A 25,411-nucleotide genomic window follows, 5' to 3' on the forward strand; every position below is an offset into this window, starting at 1 on the left:
GACTTGGATGATGGTGGGAGCAAAGCTTGCTCCCACCCAGCGTGTCCACTTTGGATAGGGTTGATCAGGTCGTTGGATCAGCGCAATTGGTCAACCATGGCCTCAATGGTGCTCAACACATCCTTGCCCAGTTGCATCGAGCGTTTGCCAGACCAGCCGGTGATCGGGTTCGGGTGATCGTCATGGTCCTTGAATGGCATTTCCAGGGTCAGGGACAGGCAGTCATATTTCTGCCCGACCGCGTTACAGGCCAGGGTCATGTTGGCCTGGCCCGGTTCGTCACGGGTGTAGCCGTGAGCGGTCTGGAAGTCTTTGGTCTGATGCTTGAGATGGTTGCGAAAGCGCTCTTCGAGTTCGGCGATGCGCGGCGTGTAGCCCGGGTTGCCTTCGCAACCGGCGGTGAAGACGTGGGGAATTTCCTCATCACCGTGAGCGTCGAGGAACAGATCGACGCCGTACTTTTCCATTTGCTGCTGTACGAAAAAGACTTCGGGGCTGATTTCCGGACTGGCGTTCTGCCAGGCGCGGTTGAGGTCCTGGCCCATGGCGTTGGTCCGCAGATGACCGTGTAACGCGCCGTCCGGGTTCATGTTCGGCACCAGGTACAGGTCGGCCTTGGCGAGCAACCGGTTCAGTTGCCCATCGTCATGCTGCTGGAGGCGTTCGATCACGCCTTCCATGAACCACTCGGCCATGTGCTCGCCGGGGTGCTGCTGGGCGATGATCCAGATTTTGCGCCGGCCTTCGGCACCGCTGCCCTTGCGCAGCAATTGAATGTCACGGCCTTCCACGCTTTTACCAACGGCCAATAGCTCGGTGCCGGCCTTGTGCTGCGCTTGCTCGATCAGCCAGTCATGACGGCCACGGCTGTAGGGTTCGAAGTAGGCGAACCAGGCGTGGGGTTGTTCGGCTTCCAGATGAAAGCGCAGGGCGTCGCCTTCAAACTGGGTCGGAATGCGGAACCAATTGACGTGATCGTAGGAGGCGACGGTCTGGTAGCCCGTCCAGGCCTTGTTGTAAGACGATTGACTGGCGTTGAGCAGGCGGAAGGAATGCTCCTGGCCGACGTGCAAGCCGCTGGCCTTGAAGTGGAACCACTGGAAATGGGCGCTGCGGGTGTCGGGCCTGATCTTGAGCAACGACTGCAATGGGTTGCTGATGTCGACGACTTCGATGTTGCCGCTGTCGAAATTGGCACTGATATCAAAGGAAGATTTAGCCACGGTCACGATTCCTGGAAAGGATTTTCATGGCCGTTACTTTACACGCAAGAAAGGGAAAACCGGGACGATTTACGTCACGTGAACGAGGGGGCGTCCTCCCTGGACGCCGAGCCAGCTTAGAGAGTCTGCAATTGATTCTCAAGTGCTTGTTGCCGATAGTTTTCGCCCGTGGGGCAGGGGGACGCTTGTAAACGGATATTCATTTGCTATCATCGCCGCCATCGAATTGGCAGCACCCCAAAAAGACTTCATTAGCCTGAAGACATAAGCCGAAAAATCGGCAAAAAAAGACCCGGCAAAAAGCCGGGTCAAAAACCGTGATTAGCCTGATGAGGAGATATTCCAGAAGTCCGACCTAAGGTCTTCTGGTCTATCGACTGATCTCGCGACCAGCTGATGCAATAATAATCATTATCATTTGCAAGTCAAATGGTTTTATCGCATCGATTGGAAAATTTTTTCTCGTCGTCCGCGTTCGCGACGACATTCCCAAGGGTTACCGCTAGCGAGTAGGGTAGCCATCCAGGGATCGGTCAAGCATCACCTTGACCAGATCGATCATGTGCACCACCGAAAATGCCAGGTCACGGCTCGAACCGTCTAACTGGTTGGCCGACTCATGGGCGGTTGCCGCTGCACAGCGCAGCAGGTCGCACGCATGGACCAGGGCTTCCTCCGCGCTGACGCTGTGGCTGACCTCGAAAAAACGATGTTCTGCCTGGGCTGGCGAAACACCTGGTTTCAAGTAGTAATCGAGGGCGCGTTTGGCTGCCGGGCAATCCTGCAATGAAGGGAACGTGCCGTCGAAAGGGCTGCTGGGCTGGTCTGTATTGGGTGTGTCCATGGCGATGAAAATCTCCGTGTGAGGGGCTGAACTCCTGAATCCAGAATAGTACTTACCGTAATTGTGACGACAATTTAAATACTACAATTTGTGTTTTGCGGGTCGGAGCCACCCACGTATCGTGCCGCACATGGATAAATGGATAGAGTTGGTCAAGGCCAAGATGAAGGAGCTGCGCATCACGCAAGTGGTGCTCGCAGAGCGGTTGGGAATGTCCCAGGGCGGCGTCGGCCATTGGCTGACCAAGCGCCGGCAGCCCAGTGTCGACGACATGAACCGGGTCCTGCGGGAGCTGGGGCTGGAGTTTCTGGAAGTGGCCATGGTGATCCGCGAGCCGGACACCTCCACCGAAGAAGGCATGGCACTGGCGCAGAAGTACAACCCGTACTTCCGTTACCCGGTCAGTGAGTGGCACGAGGTTGGCGCGGTTCGCGAAGGCGATCCCGGCGCCTACAGCCAGGCGCGCTACGAACTGACGGACTACCACGCCCTGGGCGATGCATTCTGGCTGGTGGTGGTGGGCGATGCGATGACCGCACCCAGTGGGTTGAGCATTCCCGAGGGCATGTCGATCCTGGTGGATCCGGCCATCGAGGCGGTGCCCGGCAAACTGGTGGTCGCCTGCCTGCCCGGCAGCAGTGACGCGACCTTTCGCAAATTGATCGAAGAGAGCGGGCAGCGTTACCTGGTTCCGCTCAATCCGACTTACCCGAAAAACCTGTACACCGAGCAATGCCGCATCATCGGTGTGGTGGTGCAGGCCACCATCAGGTTCTGACTGGATCGGCCCTGGGAGCGGGCCGATGCCTATTCTTCGAACGCCACCAGGACACTGCCCTCGCTGACCATTTCGCCTTCCTGGCAATACAGCGCCTTGATCACACCGGCCTTGGGCGCACGAATGCTGTGCTCCATTTTCATGGCCTCCAGTACCACCAGTTGAGCCCCGGCTTCCACCGTCTGGCCGACACCCACCAAGACCCGCACGATGCTGCCATTCATGGGCGCGACCAGGCCGCCTTGATGGCTGTGGCTGGCTTCGGCGGCGGCCAGCGGGTCGTACAGGTCGATCCGATGCAAGTCACCTTCCCACTGCAGATACAGGCTGTCGACCTGGCGAATGGCCCGATGGCTGCGGCGCAGGCCGTGGTGCTCGATCGTCAATTGCTCACCCTTGAGTTCCGCGCAATGGGTTGTGACGTCCAGCGTCAGCGCACGATCCTGACCTTCACAGCTCAGGTGCAGGGTGGTTTCCCTCGGCAACCCCAGGCGCATGCCGGTGGTGCTGGCCCACGGTGAACCGGCGTCATCGCCGCGTACGTGCGGTGCCAGGCTCAAGGCGACTCCCTGGGCGGCGGCGAACCAGAACGCGTCATCCAATTCGCCGGGCTCTGGCAGTAATTGCGCCTGGTAACGTGGGATAAATCCGGTGTCCAGCTCTGCCGCCGCGAAGGCGGGATGGGCGACGATTCGGCGCAGAAACCCGATATTGGTTTTCAGCCCGCCAATGACAAATTCATCTAGCATGCTCAACAGCCGCAAGCGCGCCTGCTCACGGTCTTCACCCCAGGCAATCAGCTTGCCGAGCATCGGGTCGTAGAACGGCGAGATTTCATCGCCTTCTTCAACCCCACTGTCGACCCGCCGACCCGGCCCCTCGGCCGACTCGCGATACAACGCCAGGCGCCCGGTGGCCGGCAGGAAATCGTTGCCCGGGTCCTCGGCATACAACCGCACTTCGATGGCGTGACCGAGCAGCGGCACTTGCGCTTGAGTGATGGGCAATGGCTCGCCTTGGGCGACGCGGATCTGCCAGGCCACCAGGTCCAGCCCGGTGATCGCCTCGGTGACCGGGTGCTCGACCTGCAACCGAGTGTTCATTTCCATGAAGAAAAATTCGCCCCGGGCATCCAGCAGGAACTCCACCGTACCGGCCCCGACATAACCGATCGCCTGGGCCGCGCGCACGGCGGCTTCCCCCATGGCCCGGCGCAGTTGCGGGGTCAGGCCGGGGGCGGGGGCTTCTTCCACGACTTTCTGGTGGCGGCGTTGGATCGAACAATCGCGCTCGTTGAGGTACAGGCAGTTGCCGTGTTGATCGGCAAAGACCTGGATCTCCACATGGCGCGGCTTGAGCAGGTATTTTTCCACCAGCATCCGTGAATCGCCGAACGAGGACTGTGCTTCGCGCTGGGCCGAGGCCAGGGCTTCGGCCAGTTGGCTGACGTCCTCGACGACTTTCATGCCTTTGCCGCCACCACCGGCAGTGGCCTTGAGCAATACCGGGTAGCCGATGCGCTCGGCGGCGTCGCGAAAGGTCTCCAGGTCCTGGGCTTCGCCGTGATAACCGGGCACCAGGGGCACGCCGGCGGTTTCCATCAGCGTCTTGGCCGCCGATTTGCTGCCCATGGCGTCGATGGCCGAAGCCGGTGGGCCGAGGAAGATCAGCCCGGCATTTTCAATCGCCCGGGCGAACCCGGCGTTCTCGGACAGAAAGCCATAACCGGGGTGGATGGCCTGGGCGCCGCTGGCTTTCGCTGCGGCGATCAGTTTGTCGATTTGCAGGTAACTGTCGGCGGCTTTGCTGCCGCCCAGGTCGACGCGAATGTCGGCTTCACGGCTGTGGCGGGCATCACGGTCGGTGGCGCTGTGTACGGCAACGGTGGTCAGGCCCATGGCCTTGGCGGTGCGCATTACGCGGCAGGCGATTTCGCCACGGTTGGCCACCAGCAACGTGGTGAGGGCAGGGGCGCTCATCGACGCGGCTCCTTGTTATTATTCGACTCGGCTTGCCAGTTCGGCGCACGTTTTTGCAGGAAGGCGCGCAGGCCTTCCTGGCCTTCCGGGCTGACGCGGATGCGGGCGATGGCGTTTTCGGTGTAGCGCCGCAGCGCTGGGGTAAGGGCGCCGTTGCCGACTTCACGCAGCAGTTCCTTGCTGGCGCGCATGGCGGCCGGACTGTTGAGCAACAGGTTGTCGATCCACTGTTCGACCTGCTGGTCCAGGGTCCCGACTGGGTAACTTTCCGACAGTAAACCGATCTCTTTCGCACGTTGCCCGTCGAAGCGTTCAGCCGTCAGGGCATAACGACGCGCCGCCCGTTCGCCGATGGCTTGCACCACGAACGGGCTGATCACCGCCGGCGCCAGGCCAATGCGCACTTCCGACAGGCAGAACTGTGCTTCATCGGCGCCAATGGCCATGTCACAAGCACTGATAAGCCCCAGCGCGCCACCAAACGCCGCACCCTGGACGACGGCCAGCGTAGGAATTTTCAGTTTGGCGAGGTTGTACATCAGCTCTGCCAGTTCCCGGGCGTCATCGAGGTTGGTGTGGTAGTCGAGCTCGGCCGATTGCTGCATCCAGGCCAGGTCGGCGCCGGCGCTGAAATGCTTGCCGCGACCGCGGATCAGCAGGAAGCGCAGGTTAGGATCGCTGCTGACGTGGTCCAGGGCGAGGATCAGTTCGCGGATCATTTCGGCGTTGAATGCGTTGTTTTTCGACTCGCGGCTGAGCCACAGGGTGGCAACGCCCCGTGGGTCGCTGTGCAGTTCAAGGGTGTTGAAATTATCCATGGGCATTCCTCGTTTACATCCGGAACACGCCGAAGCGGCTCGGTTCGATAGGCGCGTTCAGTGACGCGGACAAGGCCAGGCCCAGTACATCGCGGGTCTGGGCCGGGTCGATGACGCCGTCGTCCCACAGCCGTGCGCTGGAATAATAGGGGTGACCCTGTTCTTCGTACTGATCGAGGATCGGTTGCTTGATCTCGGCTTCCTGCTCGGCGCTGAAGGGGTGGCCACTGCGTTCGGCCTGTTCACGCTTGACCTGCACCAGCACGCCGGCCGCCTGCTCGGCACCCATCACGCCAATCCGCGCGTTTGGCCACATCCACAGGAATCGCGGGTCATAGGCGCGGCCGCACATGCCGTAATTCCCCGCGCCGAAACTGCCGCCGATGATCACGGTGAATTTCGGCACTTTGGCGCAGGCCACCGCGGTCACCAGTTTTGCGCCATGTTTGGCGATGCCACCGGCTTCGTATTTCTGCCCGACCATGAAGCCGGTGATGTTCTGCAGGAACAGCAGCGGGATCCCGCGCTGACACGCCAGTTCGATGAAGTGCGCACCTTTCTGCGCGGCCTCGGCGAAGAGGATGCCATTGTTGGCCAGGATCGCGACCGGGTAGCCATGCAAATGAGCGAAACCACACACCAGGGTCGTGCCGAACAGCGCCTTGAACTCATCGAACACCGAACCGTCCACCAGGCGCGCGATCACCTCCCGCACATCGAACGGCTGCTTGGCATCGGCCGACACCACACCGTACAGCTCGTCACTCGAATACAGCGGGGCGATGGGCTGGCGTTGCTGCAGCTCACCGAGTTTGCGCCAGTTGAGGTTGGCCACGCTGCGGCGGGCCAGGGCCAGGGCATGTTCGTCACTGTCGGCATAATGATCCGCCACGCCGGAGATCTTGCAGTGCACATCGGCACCGCCCAGGTCTTCGGCACTGACCACCTCGCCGGTGGCGGCTTTCACCAAGGGTGGGCCGGCGAGGAAAATCGTCGCCTGCTGGCGGACCATGATCGCTTCGTCGGCCATGGCTGGCACGTAGGCGCCGCCGGCGGTGCAGGAACCCATGACCACGGCGATCTGCGGGATGCCCTGGGCACTCATGTTGGCCTGGTTGAAGAAGATCCGGCCGAAGTGCTCGCGGTCGGGGAACACTTCGTCCTGGCGCGGCAGGTTGGCGCCGCCGGAATCCACCAGGTAAATGCACGGCAGGCGATTCTGCTGGGCGATGGTCTGGGCGCGCAGGTGTTTTTTCACCGTCAGCGGGTAGTACGAACCACCTTTGACCGTCGCGTCGTTGGCGACAATCATGCATTCGACGCCTTCCACTCGGCCGATGCCGGCAATCACGCCGGCCGCCGGCACGTCTTCGCCATAGACTTCGTGGGCCGCCAATGGGCTGATTTCCAAAAACGGCGAGCCCGGATCCAGCAGCCGGTTGATGCGTTCACGGGGTAGCAACTTGCCCCGCGAGGTGTGCCGCTCCTGGGCCTTGAGGCCGCCGCCCTGGCGGATTTGCGCGAGCAGGGTGCGCAGGGCCTCGACGTGTCCGAGCATCGCCTCGCGGTTGGCGATGAACTCCGGCGAACGCGGGTTGAGCTGAGTGTGCAGCGTGGCCATGGTCAGCTCCGTTAGCGGGTTTCGTTGAACAGTTCGCGGCCGATCAACATCCGACGAATCTCACTGGTGCCGGCACCGATTTCGTACAGCTTGGCGTCACGCAGCAGACGACCGGCGGGGAATTCATTGATGTAGCCATTGCCCCCCAGGATCTGGATGGCGTCGAGGGCCATTTGCGTGGCGCGTTCGGCGCTGTAGAGGATCACCCCGGCGGCGTCCTTGCGGGTGGTTTCACCGCGCTCGCAAGCCTGGGCCACCGCATACAGGTAGGCGCGGCTAGCGTTGAGTTGGGTGTACATGTCCGCGACCTTGCCCTGGATCAGCTGGAATTCGCCGATGCTCTGGCCGAACTGCTTGCGGTCGTGGATGTAGGGCACGATCAGGTCCATGCAGGCCTGCATGATCCCGGTCGGGCCGCCGGACAGCACCACGCGCTCGTAGTCGAGGCCGCTCATCAGGACTTTCACGCCACCGTTGAGCGCGCCGAGGATGTTTTCTTCCGGCACTTCGACGTCATCGAAAAACAGCTCGCACGTGTTGGAACCGCGCATGCCGAGCTTGTCGAATTTGTTGCTGCGGCTGAAGCCTTTCCAGTCGCGCTCGACGATGAAGGCGGTGATGCCGTGAGGACCCTTTTCCAGGTCGGTCTTGGCGTAGATCACGTAGGTGTTGGCATCGGGGCCGTTGGTGATCCAGGTCTTGCTGCCGTTGAGCACGTAATGGTCGCCACGCTTGTCGGCTCGCAGTTTCATCGAAACCACATCGGAGCCGGCGTTCGGTTCGCTCATCGCCAGGGCGCCGATGTGTTCGCCGCTGATCAGCTTGGGCAGGTACTTGGTTTTCTGTTCGTGATTGCCGTTGCGGTTGATCTGGTTCACGCAGAGGTTGGAATGGGCACCGTAGGAGAGGGCGACCGAGGCCGAGCCGCGGCTGATTTCTTCCATCGCCACCACGTGGGCCAGATAGCCCAGGCCAGCGCCGCCGTATTCTTCCGGTACGGTGATGCCCAGCAGGCCCATGTCACCGAACTTGCGCCACATGTCGGCGGGAAACAGGTTGTCGATATCGATCTGCGCTGCGCGGGGTGCCAGTTCGGCCTTGACGAAGGCCTGCACCTGGTCGCGCAACATGTCGATGGTTTCGCCGAGGGCAAAGTTCAGGGATGGGTAGCTCATGGGACACCTTTGGCTTTTTTATCGGGTGCGGAGAGCGGGGGAGTGGCTCTCACCTTTACGTTAACGTAAGCCTGCGGCGAGAAGCTGTCAATCGCCCTTTACGTTAACGTCAACTTGGGCCAGAGTAAGTGCGCACCAAGGCATGTTGTTGCATCAGGTTACCGCTACACCCACTAATAAAGACAAGAGGGGGCGTCATGGATCAACCCGGTTCGCATTCGCAGCTCAGCTACACCCGTGGTTCCTCGACCAAGGCCTTGCTGGCCCAAACCATCGGCGAGGTTTTCGACCAGACGGTGGCCCGTTATCCGGAGGGCGAGGCGTTGGTGGTTCGCCATCAATCGCTGCGCTATACCTGGCAACAACTGGCCGAGGCCGTCGATCTGCACGCCCGAGCCTTGTTGGCGCTAGGCTTGAAAACCGGCGATCGCCTCGGCGTGTGGTCGCCCAATTGCGCCCAGTGGTGTATCAGCCAGTTCGCCAGTGCGAAGCTCGGTGTGATTCTGGTCAACATCAATCCGGCCTATCGCGTTTCCGAGCTCGAATACGTGCTCAAACAATCCGGATGCCAATGGCTGGTGTGCGCCGGCGCGTTCAAGACCTCGGATTATCACGCCATGCTGCAAGCGCTGGCGCCAGAGCTGGCAGAGCAACCGATCGGCCATATGCTGAGCGAGCGCCTGCCGGAGTTGCGCGGTGTGATCAGCCTCGATTCCCAGCCACCGGCAGGCTTCCTGCCCTGGTCGCAACTGGCCGCCCTGGGCGCGGCGGTAACGCCTGGACAACTGGCCGAGCGTCAATCCAGCCTGCACTTCGATCAGCCGGTGAATATCCAGTACACCTCCGGCACCACGGGCTTTCCCAAAGGCGCAACCCTCAGCCACCACAACATTCTCAACAACGGGTACATGGTTGGCGAAAGCCTGGGCCTGACGGCTGGCGACCGGCTGGTGATCCCGGTGCCGCTCTACCATTGCTTCGGCATGGTCATGGGCAACCTGGGCTGCATGACCCATGGCAGCACCATGATCTACCCCAACGATGCCTTCGACCCGCTGCTGACGCTCAAGGCCGTGGCCGAAGAAAAAGCCACTGCGTTGTATGGCGTGCCCACGATGTTCATTGCCCTGCTGGACCAGCCGCAGCGAGGCGACTTCGACCTGTCCAGCCTGCGCACGGGCATCATGGCCGGTGCCACATGCCCCATCGAAGTGATGCGACGGGTCATCAACGAAATGCACATGGCCGAAGTGCAGATAGCCTACGGCATGACGGAAACCAGCCCGGTGTCGTTGCAGACCGGTCCTTCAGACGAACTGGAACTGCGTGTAACCACCGTCGGCCGCACCCAGCCGCAACTGGAAAGCAAGATTATCGATGAGGCGGGCAATCTCGTCCCGCGTGGCGCTGTCGGCGAATTGTGTACCCGCGGCTACAGCGTGATGCTCGGCTACTGGAACAACCCCAAGGGCACATCCGATGCCATCGACCCGGATGGCTGGATGCACACCGGCGACTTGGCGACCATGGATGAGCAGGGTTACGTCTGCATCGTCGGGCGCAACAAGGACATGATCATCCGTGGCGGGGAGAATATTTACCCCCGTGAGCTGGAGGAGTTCTTCTTCACCCACCCGGCGGTGGCGGATGTGCAAGTGATCGGCATCCCGTGTTCACGCTATGGCGAAGAAATCGTGGCGTGGATCAAGTTCCATCCTGGTCACAGCGCCAGCGAGCAAGAGCTGCAAGCCTGGTGCAAGGAGCGCATCGCCCACTTCAAGACGCCGCGTCATTTCAAATTCGTCGAAGAATTTCCCATGACAGTCACCGGCAAGATCCAGAAATTCCGCATGCGCGAGATCAGCATCGAGGAACTGCGCGATAAGCAAAGCTAGCCCCAATACTGTGGGAGCGAGCTTGCTCGCGATGGCGGTGGGATAGTTGACAGATAGGTTGGCTGTGTCGCCGTCATCGCGAGCAAGCTCGCTCCCACAGGGGGAAATGTGAAATCCGGGAAAGCACAAAGGGGAGCCGAAGCTCCCCTTTAATTTTGTCGTCGCGTGCTCTTTTTTTATTATTGAGGGGCGGCCTGTTGTTGTTTTTGGTAGCCGTGGCCCTTTACCGCTGTTTTTGGCGATCCCCATCCGGGATCAAGAGCAAACGTATTTTTTTGAGCGCTGATCTGCTTTTTCGCCTGGCGATCCAACCGATTCGGGAGCTACCTGAAGGTAGTTTTATTGTTCTCTGCCCGGTTGCGGGTTGCTCCTGGAAGCACCCTGAAAAGCACATCTTCTCCAAAAAAATCTGTTAGCTGCGTCTCTGCCGTGTTGTTTTTGTTATGTCAGAGTCGTTTCGTCTTGTTTTTATTGGGTTTGCTGCGTTTTTTTATTCTTGTTATGCAAGAGATATAGCAGGTGGCGTGCCAACTTTTAAAAATCTATATAAATCAAATACTTGTGATTTTCGTCTGAAAATTCTGACCGACCAAACCTGACAAATTGTTTCCGTGTTACTCGTTTCGCCCCTGTTACAAAGCCGGCGGTAACACCTCAGTGTGCGTTGCGGGCCTTGGCCACGCGCGAACCACTCGGGCGGCCGAGCACATCACAAATCTGCCGGCCCGCGGCGATCAGTGCGTCCAGGTCGACACCGGTTTCGATACCCAACCCATCGAGCAGGTACAGCACGTCTTCGGTGGCGACGTTACCGCTGGCGCCCTTGGCGTACGGGCAACCGCCAAGGCCGGCGATGGAGCTGTCGAACACCGCGATGCCTTCCAGCAGGCTGGCGTAGACATTGGCCATGGCCTGGCCGTAGGTATCGTGGAAGTGTCCAGCGAGTTTGTCTCGGGGCACTTCGGCGCCTACCACTTCGAATAGCCTGCGTGTGGCGCCAGCGGTACCGGTGCCGATGGTGTCGCCCAGGGAGACCTCGTAGCAGCCCATCGCATACAGCTCCCGGGCGACCCACGCCACCTGCTCAGGCTTGACCGCCCCTTCATAGGGGCAACCCAGCACGCAGGACACGTAGCCGCGCACACTGACACCGTGCTGTTTTGCGGCCGCCATGATCGGCGCGAAGCGCTCCAGGCTGTCCTTGATGGAGCAGTTGATGTTGCGCTGGGAAAACGCTTCGGACGCGGCGGCGAACACCGCCACCTCTTTCACGCCCGCCGCCAGCGCATCTTCAAACCCCCGCAGGTTCGGCGCCAGGGCGCCATAGGTCACACCGGGCTTGCGCTGGATCTGCGCGAACACCTCGGCGGACCCGGCCATTTGCGGCACCCACTTGGGCGAGACGAAACTGCCGACTTCGATATAGCCCAGGCCGGCGGCGCTCAGGGCATCCACCAGGCGCACCTTGTCGGCGACGCTGATGGGTTGTGCTTCATTCTGCAGCCCGTCGCGGGGGCCGACTTCGATCAAGCGTACAAACGAGGGGAGGGACATGGGAATTGACCTGTGGTGAGTTGCCAATATGTCGAGCGCAATGATGAACCCATTGTGGGAGCGAGCTTGCTCGCGATAGCGGTGTGTCAGCCACATCAACTTCAACTGATCCGACGCTATCGCGAGCAAGCTCGCTCCCACAGGGAGAGTGTTACTGGACGATTTCCTCGCCCTTGATCGTCTGCTCCAACGCCTGGATGCAGCGTTCTTCGGCGGTGTCGAGTTCCAGTTTCATCTGTTCGATGTCCAGCAATTGCTGTTCGAGCTGTTCCCGGCGCTCGGCGATTTTCGCCAGCATGCTGTGCAGCTGTTTCTGATTGCCGCTGGAGGGGTCGTAGAGTTCGATCAACTCGCGGCACTCGGCCAGGGAAAAGCCAATGCGCTTGCCGCGCAGGATCAGCTTCAGGCTGACCTTGTCCCGCGGCGAATAAATGCGCTCCTGGCCCCGTCGCTCCGGGCTCAACAGGCCTTGTTCTTCATAGAAACGGATGGCCCGCGTGGTGATATCCAATTCGCGGGCGAGGTCGGAGATGCTATAGGTCTGGCTGCTCATGGAAGCGCTCGAAACGAAAGGGGCTGGCGCTAAGCTAAAGGCAGGTTGACGTTCGCGTCAAGCAGTGAGGTTCTGCACACAAAACCCTGTGGGAGCGAGCTTGCTCGCGATGGCGTCGGACCAGTCGCCCTGGATATTGGCCGGTCTACCGCTATCGCGAGCAAGCTCGCTCCCACCGTTTCGATCTTTTAAACCTTATCGAGCTTCTTCTCATGGGCCGTCACCTGCTGGCACAGCTCGATCATCTGCTCGCGCATCCAGCGGTTGGCCGGGTCCTGGTCGGTGCTTTCGTGCCAGTAGAGATGGGTCTCCACCGGGGGCACGTCGTTGACCGGGAGCAGGAAGGCGTGCAAATCGTGACGCCGTGCGAAGCGCTCGGGGACGGTCATGACCATGTCGGTCTGCTGCAGCACCTGGGAGGCCATCAGGTAATGCTGGGAACGCAGGGCGATCTTGCGCTGGATGCCCATCTTGCCGAGGGCCAGGTCGACGTAACCCAGCCCGTTGCGGCGGCTGGAAATGTGCACGTGGGTCTGGGTCAGGTAATCATCGAGGGTGATCTTTTCCTTGCCTGCCAGAGGATGGCCCTTGCGCATGGCGCACACGTAGCGATCTTCCATCAACTTGACGTGGCGCACCTGTGGGTCGGTGTTGAGCGGCGCGTCCACGGCGAAGTCGAGGCGGCCGGCGGCCAGTTCCTTGGTGGTTTCACGGCGCTTGGACAGGAAGCTCTCGATCGCCACGGTCGGCGCCAGGCGGCGCAGGCGCTGGAACAGCAGCGGCAGGATCACGCCTTCGGTGAGGTCGGTCATGCTGATGCGGTAGGTCTTGACGGCCTGCAGCGGGTTGAATATCCGGCTTTCCTGCACCGACACCCGCAGCAGCGACAAGGCATTGCGCACCGGGCCGATGATGTTCTGGGCCATGGGCGTCGGCACCATCCCTTGGGCGGTGCGCACGAAGAGCGGGTCGTTGAAGGTCTCGCGCAGACGCGCCAGGGCATTGGACACGGCTGGCTGAGTGATGCCGACGATCTGCCCGGCGCGGGTCAGGTTGGCTTCGGTGTAGATCGCATCGAAGACAATGAAAAGGTTGAGGTCGACCTTGCTCAGATTCATGGCGCTGCACTCTTATTTTTGGGCTTGTTCTTAGGCTTGTTGTGAGGTGCCGGGTGGCGATGCGAATCAGTGAAACATATATCGGTGATGAATGTTAATACACGCCGAGAATAGGTTAGGTAAATTTTCGTAGCTGAACTAGCATCGATTTCATGACCTAAAACAACCTCTGCCAAGAAGGTGCTGCTCATGGATTTTGCCTATTCCCCCAAGGTTCAGGAACTGCGTGAACGCGTCACGGCGTTCATGGATGCCTACGTCTACCCGGCCGAAGCAGTGTTCGAACGACAAGTGGCCGAGGGCGACCGCTGGCAACCCACGGCCATCATGGAAGAGCTCAAGGCCAAGGCCAAGGCAGAAGGCCTGTGGAACCTGTTTCTGCCGGAATCCGAGCTGGGCGCCGGCCTGACCAATCTGGAATATGCGCCGCTGGCAGAGATCATGGGGCGCTCGCTGCTGGGGCCGGAGCCGTTCAACTGCTCGGCCCCGGACACCGGCAACATGGAAGTGCTGGTGCGCTACGCCAACGAAGAACAGAAGCAACGCTGGCTCGAGCCGCTGCTGCGCGGCGAGATTCGTTCGGCCTTCGCCATGACCGAACCGGACGTGGCCTCTTCGGACGCCACCAACATGGCTGCCCGCGCTGAGCGTGACGGCGACCAGTGGGTGATCAACGGCAAGAAATGGTGGACCTCGGGCGCCTGCGACCCGCGCTGCAAGATCCTGATCTTCATGGGCCTGAGCAACCCCGATGCGCCGCGCCATGCCCAGCACTCGATGATCTTGGTCCCGGTGGACACCCCCGGGGTCAAGATCGTCCGGCCGTTGCCGGTGTTTGGCTACGACGATGCGCCTCACGGGCATGCCGAAGTGCTGTTCGATAACGTGCGGGTGCCGTACGAAAACGTCCTGCTGGGCGAAGGCCGCGGTTTTGAAATAGCCCAGGGTCGACTCGGCCCAGGCCGGATTCACCACTGCATGCGTTCCATCGGCATGGCCGAACGCGCCTTGGAATTGATGTGCAAACGTGCCGTCAGCCGCACCGCTTTCGGCCAGCCGTTGGCGCGTCTGGGCGGTAACATCGATAAGATCGCCGACTCGCGGATGGAGATCGACATGGCGCGCCTGCTGACGTTGAAGGCGGCGTACATGATGGACACGGTGGGCAATAAGGTGGCGAAAAGTGAAATCGCCCAGATCAAGGTCGTCGCGCCGAACGTGGCCTTGAAGGTCATCGACCGGGCGATCCAGATCCACGGTGGCGCCGGGGTTTCCAACGATTTCCCGCTGGCCTACATGTATGCCATGCAACGCACCCTGCGCCTGGCCGACGGCCCGGATGAAGTCCACCGCGCGGCTATCGGCAAGTTCGAGATCGGCAAGTACGTGCCCAAGGAGATGTTGCGTAGCGGCCGCTGAAGGCCCGTTTCACCCTGGCAACGCCATCGCGCTCACCACAAATCCCCTGTGGGAGCGAGCCTGCTAGAGATGGCGTTGGCACATCCAACACTCATGCAAGCTGAACCGCCGCTATCGCGAGCAAGCTCGCTCCCACAGGGGAGTGTGGGGTGTGCCCGAGATAGATGTCGCACCGCCAACCCACCGTGGGAGCGAGCTTGCTCGCGATGGCGGCCTCCAGGACAGTGAGCCTTCTTACTCCTTGACGCTCATGTACTCCTCGGCCCAACGGATGTAGTCCTCGGGCTGGGTGTAGGTGTGGGTCAGTTCGGTGGCGCTGAGGTCCGAGGCCTGGGTGAATATCTGCCGCTGTTCGCGAAGGCTGTCGTAGGTGGCCTTGATCGCGGCGAAGTAGGCGCCGTGGCCATCGATGGTCACGCGTACGCCCAAGTCCGCCAGGCGCTTGTCGTCGCGCAGCAGTGGATTGCCGTAGGTGACAAGCATCAACGGCACCGTCAGGTTTTCACTGATTTTTTCCAGATGATCGAAGTCTTGCACGCCCACCATGCAAATCCCGTCGGCCCCGGCACGCTCATATTGCTGGGTCCGGCTGATGATTTCCTGGACCGGCAAGATCCCGGCGTTGGTCCGGGCGATGATCGCCATTTCCGGATCGACGCGTGCTTCCAGCGCTGCCCGAATCTTGCCGACGCCTTCGGCTACACCGATCAGGTCGGTGGATTTACGCCCGAACTGGGCCGGCAGCAAGGTGTCTTCGATGGTCAGCGCCGCGACGCCGGCCCGTTCCAGTTCGATGATGGTGCGCATCACGTTCAGGGCATTGCCGTAGCCATGATCGGCGTCGGCAATGACCGGCAACTGGGCCACGCGACCGATGCGAGTGGCCTGTTCGGCAAATTCGCTGAGGGTGATCAGGGCGAAGTCCGGCGCGCCCAATACTTGCAACGACGCGACCGAGCCTCCCAGGATACCTACTTCAAAACCCAGGTCGGCGGCGATGCGCGCCGACATCGGGTCAAACACCGAGGCGGTGTGGTAGCAGGTCTGGGAAGCCAGCAGTTGACGAAAGTTACGACGCAAATCTTGATGGGAAAGCCTGGACATATGAGTTCCACCAATGGAATGGAAAGGCTTGAACAAAAGTGTCAACGCCGAAAGATCCAAAGGCTATCACGTGGCAAGCGTAAAGATGATGACGAATGTGTATGGGCGATGCGTTCGCTGCATGGGAAAAGGCCGCAACCCGGTGGGTCTGCGGCCAGCGAAAGCATCCTAGGTGTGTCGCTCAGTCTGAGGTTGGTACGCTCCACAGTTGCTTGATCTCATGGATGTTTGCAACGTTGAAACGAGTGGGGAGCCCGGGGATTGTGCACTGGGTTTCGTTGATCAACTGCGTTGCGGTGTCGATCACTTGGGTGCTGGCTCGCAACAAGGGCGTTTCATCCCAGTCTTGCATCAGGTCATTCATGGTTTTCTCCTTCTTTTAAATGCCGGACAACGAAATGACTATCCGGTGTTGAGCAATGACAACGTGTCTGTGAATAGCGCGATTTCTTGCGTCGCTACACCCGGGTGAAGCGGTCGGTAGTCTTTATCGAAACACCAGGCTTCATCGAGTTTGAGCCAATGTTGCGGATGAACGAGCAGGCTCAATGAGGCCGACATTGACATTGGCGGGATCTGTCTATGGATTTCTTTGAGTGCGGGCATGTACAGCACTTCGCCGGGTGCAAGTTTTAGTTGTCGCTCTTTACCCAGGCGCGGTCTCTTATTCTTTTGCAGCGGTAGGTCGTCGAGTATCTCGCGGGTGATAGTGGTATAGCCGTCACCGCTGTAGCCAACGGCATAAATCTCGAAGTCGTGACTGTGGTTCAGGTTATAGATGAACGTTTCTTTTTCATCAGGGGTTCCTGCCGGTGCCCAGAAATTCAAACGAAGGCTGAACGAGTCATTGCGGTGCAGAACAAACCCATAGGCGTTATAGAGGCTGCTGCGGGTATCAAAGCCCTCTCGTTGGATCGTGGTGTACAGATGATCGCTCAACAAAGCGCGATTGTTGGCCAACTGCCGCAGGTCTTCGATAATCCGGGATTTATCTCGCCGCAGGTCATGGGTTTTCAATCGCTCGACAAAGGCTTCCAGCTTCATGCCGCCTGCTCGAACGGTTGGAGCAAGTTGTCCAGGCGCGAATTCCGGTGTTTTTTCAGGAGCGGAATGTAGCTCAAGGCGTCCTGGGGATTGGCCCGATAGAGCACCTGGAAGGCTTTCCACGCCACGGCCGGGTGATAGTGGTAGACCAGCTCCCCGGCGACGCGGCTGCGTTCGGGGTCTTGAACCGTTTCGAGCAGCTCCAGGCTCACCAGGTAGCGGGCGGCGCTGTCGTCATGGGGCAACCAGGCGACCTTGCGTAACGAGGCACGATCGAATACACCGATGTCTGCACTCCTGTCCGGCAGATTGACCCTGCCCATCAGCCCGGTGTTCGTTTGCGCTGGGCGGCAGTAGTCAAAGAGTGTCCGGCTGCCATCGATCACCAGCGGGTTGTTTTTATCTATGCGTACGGTATCGGCCTTTTCAAGCCGAGGCCCCTTGAGGGTATATCGCTGTACGTCGAATGGTCGATCAACGGCGAACAGAATACTTTGGCCGGGTATTGAATACAGTTGCGAAGAGACATCGACGGATGCCAGTGGCTTGATGCTGATATTGCCAATGTTCGTGCAATGCAACGTGATGGTGGCCGTGTGCAAGTTGGTAATGTTCATGATGGCTGCACGTCGAGAACGGGCAGTGGCAAATGTTGGCTGGTTGTTCAGCTCGGCAATTAATTGATTGATTTGCGCGGTCATGTCCAATGTTTTTATTTGTTCTGCAATCTCTTCAGGCGGCCGGTGCGTGGAAATCAGAGTCTTGATCATGAGCGGGTTCGTTACAGTAGGGCGATGGGCACAAGTATGGTTTTGGGAGGAGGTGGAGGCAATTATGGAATTGTCGGGAAGTATTGCCGATGAACAATACTTGAGTTGTTAAAGAGGCAGCACGGGGCAACTCGGCAACGCTGCGCTTTTGGCAGGACGATAAGACCGGCCGCCGGGGCGGCGGTGATCGGATATCGGTGTACGAGGCGCGAGAAAGGCTATGCCGCCACTGCCTGCTGCCCCTGCCTGAGCAACGCCACGGCGCGTACCGTATCACCCGGTTGCACTTGCAGGCGTTTGGCGGTGAGGCGATCGACGAGCAGGTTGTTGCCATGCAGGCGTGCGCGGGCGCTGGTGACGCGGCAGTTTTCCAGGCGCCGGTTGTGAATCAGCCAGACCGGTGCCTGTTCGTCCGGAGTGCCAATGGCCAGGGTCAGCGCCTGGCTGTCGCGTACGCTGCGGATTTTCGACACCGGCGCTTCGATCACCGGGCCGCCGTCGAAAATGTCGATGTAGCCCCTATGGCTGAAACCTTCGGCGCTGAGGATCTTCAGGGCCGGTTCGGTATTCGGGTGAGCCTTGCCGATCACTGCCTGGGCCTGTTCGGTGAGCAGGCAGGTGTACAGCGGCTGGCGTGGCATCAGCTCGGCGATGAACGACTTGTTGCCCATCCCGGACAACTGGTCGGCGTAGCTGAAATCCTTCTGGAAAAAATGCCGTCCCAGGCTGTCCCAGAACGGCGAACAGCCTCGTTCGTCGGCATGGCCCCGCAGCTCGGCAATGAGTTTTTCGCCGAACAGCTGGGAAAACTCGGCCACGAACAGCAGACGCGCCAGGGACAGCAGACGTCCGTTGTGCCCCTGGCGTTGCTCGGGATGCAGGAACAACGAGCAGATTTCCGATTGCCCGGACATCTCGTTGTTGAGAAACAGCGTCGGGATCTGCCGCTGGATTCCCAATTCCGGCGCCGAGCTGACTGTGACTCCGACCCGATAGTTGTACCAGGGCTCACGCAGCCCCACCGCCCCGGTCAGGGCGCTGATGCCCACCACCTGCCGGTCATCGTCTTCGAGCACGAACAGGTAGTCGGCGTCGGCACGTTCGACTTGGCCGGCGAAGGTCCGCTGGGCCCAGCGAACGCGGTGGGCCAGACGCTCTTCGTTGGCCGGCAGGCTGGTAAACCCCGGGCCCGCGCAACGGGCCAGGTCCAGCAAGGCAGGCAGATCGGTGAGGGCCACCGGACGGACAATCATGATGCAGCTCCTTCATCGTGCCGGTCCAAACGTCGGTGCAGGTCATGGGATCGAGTGAGGTTCATAGGGCAATCACCCGGATCCGCGCGCCATCCTGGATGTCCAGGGCCGTCAGCATGGCGGGCGACAGGGCCACAGGGCCGTCGGCGCCGACGTCCAGCTCGGCGACGATGGCCCGGTAGCTGGCAAGGTGCTCGTTGCTCACCAGGTACAGGCCCCGTGCGTCAATCTGAGGGCTCTGCCTGGCCGTAGTGGTGCGACTTTGCGTGATGGAACGGATATTGGCGATACGGGCATGCAAGGTCGGCCCGCCGTCGAAGATATCGACGTAGCTGTTGGTCTCGAAACCCTCGCGTTCGAGGATGTCGAAGGCTTCCTGGCCGTCGGGATGCACCCGGCCGATGCAGGCCTGGGCTGCGGGTGGCAGCATGGGCACGTAGATCGGGTACTGCGGCATCAGCTCGGCGAGAAAGGTCCGGCTTTGCAAGCCACACAACCGTTCGGCTTCGGCGTAGGGCAGGTCGAAGAAGTGCTGGCCGATGGCGTCCCAGAAGGGCGACTGGCCGTCTTCGCTGCTGAAACCGACGATTTCGGTGATGACCGATTCGGCAAAACGCTGGGGGTGGGCGGCGATGAACATCAGCCGGGCCCGGGATAGCAGCTCTGATTCCGGCGTGCGCACTCGTTCGGTGTCGATGTGGAAGCCACGCAGCAGTGTTTGCCCGTTGAGGTCCTGGCACAGTGACAACGCGGGTACGCCGTGCTGGATGTTCAACTCCCGGGATTCGCTGGAAAACGGCCGGTTGCGCAGGCTGTAGAACGGTTCGTTGCAACCGGTGCTGGAGAGGATTTCCGAACAACCGACCAAGCGTCCGGATTCCAGGTCCTGCAAGACGAAAAAGTAATTCTCTGCCCCCGGCCCCTGCGCATCGGCGGCGAACGAGGCGCACGAGTCGAGGATTTTTTCCTCCAGCCGCCGGGTATCGTCCGGCAGCGACGTGACGCCCACCAGGCTGTCACGGGCCAGTCGTTGCAGTTGCGGCAGATCGGCTAATTGAACTGGACGTAAGGCCAGCATGGATTGCACTCCTGTTCCCAGAGAACCCGGTGACCGGCACCGGGCTTGACGATCACTGTCGATGTCCACGCGTTACAACCATGGCTGGCCGAACCCTTCGACCGCCGTTTCTCATTGACCCGCCGGATCGGGCAGGGCGGTACGACTGCCGAATTTGTTGAGCAGGCACAGATAGACCACACCCGCGGCGATCCAGATCAGGCCGAGTTTCTGCGCGGCCACGCCCATGTTGTACATGATGGCCGCGACGATCACGAAGCCGACCAGCGGGCAGATCAAGTGACGAATCAGTTGGCCGGAGCTCTGGCGGCGCCAGTAATGGTTGATGACCGTGATGTGCAGCAACATGAAGCCGCTCAGGGCACCGAAGTTGACCAGGGAGGTCAGGGTGTCCACGGCGTTGATGAACAGGTAGCAGATCAGCAACGACAGCACCGCCACCAGGTAGATGCTCATGTAGGGGGTGTTGTGTTTCGGATGGACCTTGGCCAGCACCTTGGGCAACTGGCCGTCCCGGGCCATGCCGAACAACAGGCGCGACACCGCTGCCTGGGAGGTGATCGCTACCGCTACGCCCCAGGCCAGGGCTGTGGCCACCGCGGTCAAGGTGGCCAGCCAACTGCCGGCTGCCAATTCGGCGATTTCATAAAACGCGGTATCGGCGGACTTGAAGCCCATGCCGGCTGCCAGATCGGTGGCGATCCAGGTCTGCACCACGAAAATCGCCCCCATCACCAGCAAGGTCACCAACGCAGCCTTGCCGACGCTGCGGCCCGGGTCGCCCTTGATTTCTTCGGCCAGGGTGGAAATGGCGTCGAAGCCCAGGAACGACAGGACCGCGATGGACACGGCTTGCATCAGCAGGGCGAAGTTGAAGTGTTCCGGGCTGTACAGCGGCGCCAGGGTCAGTTGGCCGTGACCGGCCCCGCCGTGCAGGGCATTCCAGGCGTAGAACAGGAAAATCCCCAGCACCACCAGCTGTGCCAGCAGGAAAATGATGTTCATCCGTGCGGTGAACGTGATGCCCCGCAGGTTGACGAAGGTCGCGCTCACCAGGAATGCCAGGATGAAACCGACCTTGGGAATGTCCGGGTACAAATGGTTCAGCGCCATGGCGGCGTAGACATAGAGCAGCGGCGGGATCAGCAGGTAGTCCAGCAGCATCAGCCAGCCAGCGATGAACCCGACGTGTGGGTTAAGGCCTCGTTGCGCGTAGGAATAGACCGAACCTGCCACCGGAAAGGCCCGGGCCATGCTGCCGTAGCTCAAGGCGGTAAACAGCATCGCCACCATGCCGATGATGTACGCCAGCGGCACCATTCCCGGAGCCTCGGCGTTGACGTAGCCATACACGCCGAACGGTGCGATGGGGATCATGAAAATCATCCCGTATACCACCAGGTCTGTCAGCGACAGGCCGCGTTTCAATTCCTGTTTGTAGCCAAATGCCTCAATGCTCATGAGCCGTTTTCCTTTTCAGCTGTGTGGGTTGCGCTTGCTTGCTGTCTGTCGCTGGTAACTTGCCGCTGCCGCTATAGCAGGGGCGCCAGGTAGGCGCTCCAGGTCCGTACCCCCTCGGGGCTGCGCAGCTGGTCGTTGCGCACTTCGATCAGCACCGAGTCCAGGCCGCGGCCATCGCCGTGCACCGGGACCGTCATGTCGGTCAGGGGGTTGATCTTGTAGGGCTGGTTGCCCGCTGCCCGCAAAGAATGCCGGCTCAGTCCGTCGACGATGCGCTGGGCGTACTCCTTGGCTTCGCCGAACAGCACGCCGGCTTCCAGGGCGCGTGGCTGGCCATAGAACACTGGGGTGAAACTGTGGATGCCCACCACGCGCACCGGCCGGTTGGCGGCCAGGCGCTGGTCGATCAGCGCCCGCAAGCGATCATGGAAGGGATGGAACAGGCGCTGCTGGCGATACTCGCGCGTGGCCTCGTCCAGGTCGTGGTTGCCCGGGACCTGGTAGATCTCGCTCTGGGGCGGAATGCTGTCCGGCACGTGCAGCGGGCGGTTGAGGTCGATCAACAGCCGTGAATAATTGGCCGACAGCAAGGTCGCGCCGAGGGTTTCGGACAGGCGTTCGGCCAGGAGCAGGGCGCCGATGTCCCAGGCGATGTGTTCCTGGGACGCGGTTTCATCCAGGCCCAGGTCGTTCAGCGCCGCGGGAATGAAACGGCTGGCGTGTTCGCACACCAGCAGCACCGGGTGGTCGGATTCCTCCCGGGTCAGTCGATAGGCTGGCCTGGTGTAGAGGCCCGATTCAGCACATTCAATAGATTCGTGCATAGTGCTCGCAACGTTCGGCAGGTGAGAGCGCCTGGGTTAAGGCCAGCTCCTGGGCCTTCAAGGCGAAATAGGTTTCGACCAGCGGGCCGGGCAGGGTCTCGAGCAGCGCCCCACTGTGGCGCAGGCAGTCCAGTGCCTGGGCCAGGGTTGTCGGCAGGGCGATAATGCCACGGGCGCGACGTTGTGTTTCATCCAGCTCATCGGGTATTTCATCGGTGACAGCCTGCAGTTCTCGCCGTTGCTGGATACCCAGTCGCCCGGCAATCAACAGCGCGGCCATCGCCAGGTGCGGTGAGGCGGTGGCGTCCATGGCGCGAAACTCCAGGTTGTACTGGTTCGCCAGCGGCTTGCCACCCAGGCTCACCGTCGGGCAGATGCGCAGCGCCGCTTCGCGGTTGCGCTGTCCCAGGCACGCATAGGATGCGCTCCAATGATGAGGTTGCAGGCGCTCGTAGGACAACGGCGTCGGCGCGGTCAGCGCGCACAGCGCCGGCAGATAATGCAGCACCCCCGCGGCCCAATGCTGGCCGAGGCTGGACAAGCCATTGCTGCTGGCGGCGTCATGCAGCACCGGGTCTGCGCTCAGGTTTTGCAGGCTCAGATGCAGATGCACGCCGTTGCACACGGCATTTTCCGAGGTCTTGGGGGCAAAACTCACGTCCAGGCCCATCTGCCGGGCGATCTCGCGGGTGATTTCCCGTACGTTCACCGCCCGATCGGCAGCGGCCACGCCCAGGGTCGGGCGGCAGGTGATCTCGTATTGCTGCTTGCCGTATTCCGGCAGGAACATTTCCGGTTCGACGCCGCCGGCCCGCAGGGCACTGAGCAGCCACCCGGCGAAGCCGGCCTGCTGGCGCTGGGCCTGGAGGCTGAAGGCCAGGCGATCAGGCTGCGCAGGCACGGCAGCCAGGTTGAATTCATGCTCGAACGCGGCGAAAACCTGCAGACCCAGTTCGCTGCGATAACGCTCCACTTCGTCCTGCAGCAGCGTGCGCGGGCAGGCGCTCCAGGGCCGGCCGTCGGTCTCCCGGATATCGCAATGGATGAAGTCCAGGGCCGGCGCCTGGGCGTCGGGGCCATTGTTGACGGTCACCCGGCTGGACAGGTCCGGTACCAGCCGCAGGTCGCCATAGGCGCCCCAGGGGTTGGTCGAGGCGATGACATCCTGGGGCGTCAACGCGCTGTTGGCCGGCACCCAGCCGCAACCGGCGGTGACGTAGTGGGGCAACTCATCGCTGGGAAACGAGCGCCCACGGGTGACGCCGATCAGGTCGGTGGTCACCAGGGTCGTGACCGGCAGCGGTGCGAGGAGGGCAGCGGCATCGAGACGGCTCATGGCTGCATCTCCTGCAAACGAGCGAGTACGGTGTCGGTGTCGGTGATCCAGCAATAGCCCTTGATCGCGTTCAGGCACGCCAGGTGCCGTTGTTCGGTGTGGGTCGCACAGGCGTCTTCCACCAGCGTGACCAGGTAGCCGCGGTCGGCGGCGTCACGCACGGCCATGTCGACGCACTGGTCGGTGACGATTCCGGCGACGATCAGGTGCCGGGTCTGCAGGTTGCGCAGCACGTAATCGATGTTGGTGGAATTGAACACCCCGGAGGAGGTCTTGGGCAGCACGATTTCGTTTTCCTGCGGCGTCAGCTCGGCAATGATCTGCGCCTCGGGGCTGCCCTTGGGCAGGTGCATGTCCGACAGCTTGTGATCCAGGGAGCGGTCGCGGCCATCGGCGGTGAGGCTTTCGATGTGGGTGTGCAACACGTTGTGCTGCGCCGCGCGCATCGCCTCGAGCAAGCGCTGCTGATTGGGAATGACCTGCTGGCGAGCCCGTTGTAGGAAATACTTGGCCTCGGGGCTGTGCAGGTGGGCATCGAATTGCGGTTCCAGCCAGGCGCGTTGCATGTCTACCAACAGCAGGGCCGTGTGCTGGCGGGTGAACGGCAAATCCCGGGGCGAGTGGTGGGGGAGCGAGAACATCCTTATTTTTCCTCCAGCAGGTGCGTGTTGAATTCCGTGCGCAGGGCATCGATGCCTTCCAGGCGTTCGGCCAGCTCGGGGCATTGCAGGGTCAGGCAGGCGATCAGGGCCTCGACCTGAGCCAGCGCCGGTACCAGGCTGTCGAAGGCCGACGCCGATTCCACCGGGGCGCTGATGATCAGGTCGGCCAGCTCGCGCAACGGCGAAGCATAGACGTCGCTGAACAGGACGACCCGGGCGTGCCGCGCCTTGGCCGCGCTGGCCACGCGCAGGGCCTGGGCCTGGTAGCGGCGGTAATCGAAAATCAGCACCACGTCCTGGCGCTGCACGTCGAACAGGCGGTCAGGCAGTTGGGCATTGTCTTCCAGGGCAAAACAGCCGGCGCGCAGCAGCCGCAAATGGTTGAGCAGGTAATGGGCCAGGAAGCTGCTGAAGCGCCCGCCGAAGCAATGCACCTGGTGGCGGCTGTCGAGCAACCACTGCACGAGAATGCGCACGTCTTCGGGTTGGGTCAGGGCCTGGGTGTCGACGAGGTTGCGTTGGCTGGCGGCCAGGTACTGGCTCCAGGTATCGCCTTGCTGCAACTTGGCCCGCGGTTGCAGCAGCGTGCGAGGGGAGCGCAGGCGATGGTCCATGTCACTGAGCAGCGCATCCTGGAATTCGGCATAACCGCCAAACCCGAGTTTTTTCACCAGCCGCACGATAGTCGGGTCGCTGACGCCGGCATGGTCTGCCAGGCGTGACATCGGACCGAGGCCGTTGCGTGGGTAGTGATCGAGCAGGGCACGGACGACCTTGCGCTCCGACGGTGTCAACACCAGGCCGGGATCGGTGATCAGGTCTCTGAGGGGCGGCATCCGTGCTCCTTGCCTGGATGAATGTTGAATTTCTTTCATAACTCCTGAAAACAGTATTTATGTAGC

The 25,411-nt window shown here is 61.1% G+C and carries 23 protein-coding genes; 3 read left to right on the forward strand and 20 right to left on the reverse strand.

Annotation, left to right across the window (positions count from 1 at the left end):
• Positions 1–77 precede the first annotated feature (77 nt).
• Both J4E63_RS07465 and J4E63_RS07470 read right to left on the reverse strand, forming a co-directional pair.
• A complete protein-coding gene (locus J4E63_RS07465; protein WP_207281511.1) occupies positions 78–1,229 on the reverse strand; it encodes a M14-type cytosolic carboxypeptidase in 1,152 nt (383 codons plus the stop codon).
• Positions 1,230–1,725: 496 nt separating this feature from the next.
• On the reverse strand, positions 1,726–2,067 hold the full coding sequence (locus J4E63_RS07470; protein WP_060738301.1) for a DUF6124 family protein: 342 nt from the start codon (positions 2,065–2,067) through the stop codon (positions 1,726–1,728).
• Positions 2,068–2,197: 130 nt separating this feature from the next.
• Here J4E63_RS07470 and J4E63_RS07475 point away from each other — a divergent pair, with 130 nt between their 5' ends.
• On the forward strand, positions 2,198–2,845 hold the full coding sequence (locus tag J4E63_RS07475) for a LexA family transcriptional regulator (RefSeq protein WP_207281512.1): 648 nt from the start codon (positions 2,198–2,200) through the stop codon (positions 2,843–2,845).
• A gap of 29 nt (positions 2,846–2,874) precedes the next feature.
• On the opposite strand, the gene J4E63_RS07480 is transcribed toward J4E63_RS07475, so the two are convergent.
• The 4 genes from J4E63_RS07480 to J4E63_RS07495 are packed head-to-tail and all read right to left on the reverse strand — an operon-like array spanning position 2,875 to position 8,438.
• Positions 2,875–4,824 carry an acetyl/propionyl/methylcrotonyl-CoA carboxylase subunit alpha gene (locus J4E63_RS07480; RefSeq protein ID WP_207281513.1) on the reverse strand — a complete coding sequence of 650 codons (1,950 nt, stop codon included), beginning with the start codon at positions 4,822–4,824 and terminating at the stop codon, positions 2,875–2,877.
• Complete coding sequence (locus J4E63_RS07485; RefSeq protein WP_207281514.1) at positions 4,821–5,642, reverse strand: gamma-carboxygeranoyl-CoA hydratase; 822 nt, start codon at positions 5,640–5,642, stop codon at positions 4,821–4,823. Before J4E63_RS07485 ends, J4E63_RS07480 begins: the two co-directional genes overlap by 4 nt.
• Before the next feature lie 13 nt (positions 5,643–5,655).
• Entirely contained in the window at positions 5,656–7,263 is a 1,608-nt protein-coding gene (locus J4E63_RS07490; RefSeq protein WP_103309891.1) for a carboxyl transferase domain-containing protein, read from the reverse strand.
• An 11-nt stretch (positions 7,264–7,274) separates the two neighbouring features.
• Positions 7,275–8,438 (reverse strand): isovaleryl-CoA dehydrogenase, encoded by a 1,164-nt coding sequence (locus J4E63_RS07495; RefSeq protein ID WP_060738296.1) that lies wholly within the window; start codon positions 8,436–8,438, stop codon positions 7,275–7,277.
• 197 nt (positions 8,439–8,635) lie between these two features.
• Between J4E63_RS07495 and J4E63_RS07500 the strand changes: the two genes are divergently transcribed.
• Positions 8,636–10,333 carry an AMP-binding protein gene (locus J4E63_RS07500; RefSeq protein ID WP_207281515.1) on the forward strand — a complete coding sequence of 566 codons (1,698 nt, stop codon included), beginning with the start codon at positions 8,636–8,638 and terminating at the stop codon, positions 10,331–10,333.
• A gap of 654 nt (positions 10,334–10,987) precedes the next feature.
• Here the strand turns inward: J4E63_RS07500 and J4E63_RS07505 are convergent.
• The 3 genes from J4E63_RS07505 to J4E63_RS07515 form a co-directional block, all read right to left on the reverse strand.
• Entirely contained in the window at positions 10,988–11,887 is a 900-nt protein-coding gene (locus J4E63_RS07505) for a hydroxymethylglutaryl-CoA lyase (protein WP_060738294.1), read from the reverse strand.
• A gap of 151 nt (positions 11,888–12,038) precedes the next feature.
• Entirely contained in the window at positions 12,039–12,440 is a 402-nt protein-coding gene (locus tag J4E63_RS07510) for a MerR family DNA-binding transcriptional regulator (RefSeq protein WP_057447765.1), read from the reverse strand.
• A gap of 188 nt (positions 12,441–12,628) precedes the next feature.
• Positions 12,629–13,558, reverse strand: coding sequence for a LysR family transcriptional regulator (locus tag J4E63_RS07515; protein WP_207281516.1), 930 nt, complete (start codon positions 13,556–13,558; stop codon positions 12,629–12,631).
• Between the two features lie 189 nt (positions 13,559–13,747).
• Between J4E63_RS07515 and J4E63_RS07520 the strand changes: the two genes are divergently transcribed.
• Entirely contained in the window at positions 13,748–14,977 is a 1,230-nt protein-coding gene (locus J4E63_RS07520; RefSeq protein WP_053120907.1) for an acyl-CoA dehydrogenase, read from the forward strand.
• 234 nt (positions 14,978–15,211) lie between these two features.
• Here the strand turns inward: J4E63_RS07520 and J4E63_RS07525 are convergent, their stop codons facing one another.
• From J4E63_RS07525 to J4E63_RS07575, 11 genes are all read right to left on the reverse strand, one after another.
• Entirely contained in the window at positions 15,212–16,081 is an 870-nt protein-coding gene (locus J4E63_RS07525; RefSeq protein ID WP_092175054.1) for an oxaloacetate decarboxylase, read from the reverse strand.
• 181 nt (positions 16,082–16,262) lie between these two features.
• Entirely contained in the window at positions 16,263–16,445 is a 183-nt protein-coding gene (locus J4E63_RS07530; protein ID WP_207281517.1) for a hypothetical protein, read from the reverse strand.
• Between the two features lie 38 nt (positions 16,446–16,483).
• Positions 16,484–17,125, reverse strand: coding sequence for a transposase (locus J4E63_RS07535; protein WP_207281518.1), 642 nt, complete (start codon positions 17,123–17,125; stop codon positions 16,484–16,486).
• Positions 17,122–17,895, reverse strand: coding sequence for a hypothetical protein (locus J4E63_RS07540; RefSeq protein WP_259333600.1), 774 nt, complete (start codon positions 17,893–17,895; stop codon positions 17,122–17,124). The genes J4E63_RS07535 and J4E63_RS07540 overlap by 4 nt, the downstream gene beginning before the upstream one ends.
• Before the next feature lie 218 nt (positions 17,896–18,113).
• A complete protein-coding gene (astA, locus tag J4E63_RS07545; protein ID WP_207281519.1) occupies positions 18,114–19,148 on the reverse strand; it encodes an arginine N-succinyltransferase in 1,035 nt (344 codons plus the stop codon).
• Between the two features lie 61 nt (positions 19,149–19,209).
• The gene (locus J4E63_RS07550; protein WP_207281520.1) at positions 19,210–20,226 is read right to left on the reverse strand and encodes an arginine N-succinyltransferase; all 1,017 of its coding nucleotides are present in this window, start codon (positions 20,224–20,226) and stop codon (positions 19,210–19,212) included.
• A gap of 111 nt (positions 20,227–20,337) precedes the next feature.
• A complete protein-coding gene (locus J4E63_RS07555; RefSeq protein ID WP_207281521.1) occupies positions 20,338–21,687 on the reverse strand; it encodes an APC family permease in 1,350 nt (449 codons plus the stop codon).
• 71 nt (positions 21,688–21,758) lie between these two features.
• On the reverse strand, positions 21,759–22,511 hold the full coding sequence (locus J4E63_RS07560; protein WP_207281522.1) for an N-formylglutamate amidohydrolase: 753 nt from the start codon (positions 22,509–22,511) through the stop codon (positions 21,759–21,761).
• A complete protein-coding gene (locus J4E63_RS07565; RefSeq protein ID WP_207281523.1) occupies positions 22,495–23,847 on the reverse strand; it encodes a glutamine synthetase family protein in 1,353 nt (450 codons plus the stop codon). Before J4E63_RS07565 ends, J4E63_RS07560 begins: the two co-directional genes overlap by 17 nt.
• A complete protein-coding gene (locus J4E63_RS07570; RefSeq protein WP_207281524.1) occupies positions 23,844–24,488 on the reverse strand; it encodes an isochorismatase family cysteine hydrolase in 645 nt (214 codons plus the stop codon). The genes J4E63_RS07565 and J4E63_RS07570 overlap by 4 nt, the downstream gene beginning before the upstream one ends.
• A 2-nt stretch (positions 24,489–24,490) precedes the next feature.
• The gene (locus J4E63_RS07575) at positions 24,491–25,345 is read right to left on the reverse strand and encodes a MurR/RpiR family transcriptional regulator (RefSeq protein ID WP_060738282.1); all 855 of its coding nucleotides are present in this window, start codon (positions 25,343–25,345) and stop codon (positions 24,491–24,493) included.
• Positions 25,346–25,411 lie beyond the last annotated feature (66 nt).

This window comes from Pseudomonas sp. FW300-N2F2, assembly GCF_017351655.1.
GTDB lineage: Bacteria > Pseudomonadota > Gammaproteobacteria > Pseudomonadales > Pseudomonadaceae > Aquipseudomonas > Aquipseudomonas fluorescens_AA.

Bases quoted from the DNA above. Each gene is read 5' to 3' on its own strand.
- J4E63_RS07575 (WP_060738282.1), bottom strand. From the start codon at position 25,345: ATGCCGCCCCTCAGAGACCTGATCACCGATCCCGGCCTGGTGTTGACA.
- J4E63_RS07565 (WP_207281523.1), bottom strand. From the start codon at position 23,847: ATGAGCCGTCTCGATGCCGCTGCCCTCCTCGCACCGCTGCCGGTCACG.
- J4E63_RS07540 (WP_259333600.1), bottom strand. From the start codon at position 17,895: ATGATCAAGACTCTGATTTCCACGCACCGGCCGCCTGAAGAGATTGCA.
- J4E63_RS07505 (WP_060738294.1), bottom strand. From the start codon at position 11,887: ATGTCCCTCCCCTCGTTTGTACGCTTGATCGAAGTCGGCCCCCGCGAC.
- J4E63_RS07510 (WP_057447765.1), bottom strand. From the start codon at position 12,440: ATGAGCAGCCAGACCTATAGCATCTCCGACCTCGCCCGCGAATTGGAT.
- J4E63_RS07470 (WP_060738301.1), bottom strand. From the start codon at position 2,067: ATGGACACACCCAATACAGACCAGCCCAGCAGCCCTTTCGACGGCACG.
- J4E63_RS07550 (WP_207281520.1), bottom strand. From the start codon at position 20,226: ATGCTGGCCTTACGTCCAGTTCAATTAGCCGATCTGCCGCAACTGCAA.
- J4E63_RS07475 (WP_207281512.1), top strand. From the start codon at position 2,198: ATGGATAAATGGATAGAGTTGGTCAAGGCCAAGATGAAGGAGCTGCGC.
- J4E63_RS07485 (WP_207281514.1), bottom strand. From the start codon at position 5,642: ATGGATAATTTCAACACCCTTGAACTGCACAGCGACCCACGGGGCGTT.
- J4E63_RS07570 (WP_207281524.1), bottom strand. From the start codon at position 24,488: ATGTTCTCGCTCCCCCACCACTCGCCCCGGGATTTGCCGTTCACCCGC.
- J4E63_RS07480 (WP_207281513.1), bottom strand. From the start codon at position 4,824: ATGAGCGCCCCTGCCCTCACCACGTTGCTGGTGGCCAACCGTGGCGAA.
- J4E63_RS07560 (WP_207281522.1), bottom strand. From the start codon at position 22,511: ATGCACGAATCTATTGAATGTGCTGAATCGGGCCTCTACACCAGGCCA.
- astA (WP_207281519.1), bottom strand. From the start codon at position 19,148: ATGATTGTCCGTCCGGTGGCCCTCACCGATCTGCCTGCCTTGCTGGAC.
- J4E63_RS07500 (WP_207281515.1), top strand. From the start codon at position 8,636: ATGGATCAACCCGGTTCGCATTCGCAGCTCAGCTACACCCGTGGTTCC.
- J4E63_RS07490 (WP_103309891.1), bottom strand. From the start codon at position 7,263: ATGGCCACGCTGCACACTCAGCTCAACCCGCGTTCGCCGGAGTTCATC.
- J4E63_RS07495 (WP_060738296.1), bottom strand. From the start codon at position 8,438: ATGAGCTACCCATCCCTGAACTTTGCCCTCGGCGAAACCATCGACATG.
- J4E63_RS07520 (WP_053120907.1), top strand. From the start codon at position 13,748: ATGGATTTTGCCTATTCCCCCAAGGTTCAGGAACTGCGTGAACGCGTC.
- J4E63_RS07535 (WP_207281518.1), bottom strand. From the start codon at position 17,125: ATGAAGCTGGAAGCCTTTGTCGAGCGATTGAAAACCCATGACCTGCGG.
- J4E63_RS07525 (WP_092175054.1), bottom strand. From the start codon at position 16,081: ATGTCCAGGCTTTCCCATCAAGATTTGCGTCGTAACTTTCGTCAACTG.
- J4E63_RS07515 (WP_207281516.1), bottom strand. From the start codon at position 13,558: ATGAATCTGAGCAAGGTCGACCTCAACCTTTTCATTGTCTTCGATGCG.
- J4E63_RS07555 (WP_207281521.1), bottom strand. From the start codon at position 21,687: ATGAGCATTGAGGCATTTGGCTACAAACAGGAATTGAAACGCGGCCTG.
- J4E63_RS07530 (WP_207281517.1), bottom strand. From the start codon at position 16,445: ATGAATGACCTGATGCAAGACTGGGATGAAACGCCCTTGTTGCGAGCC.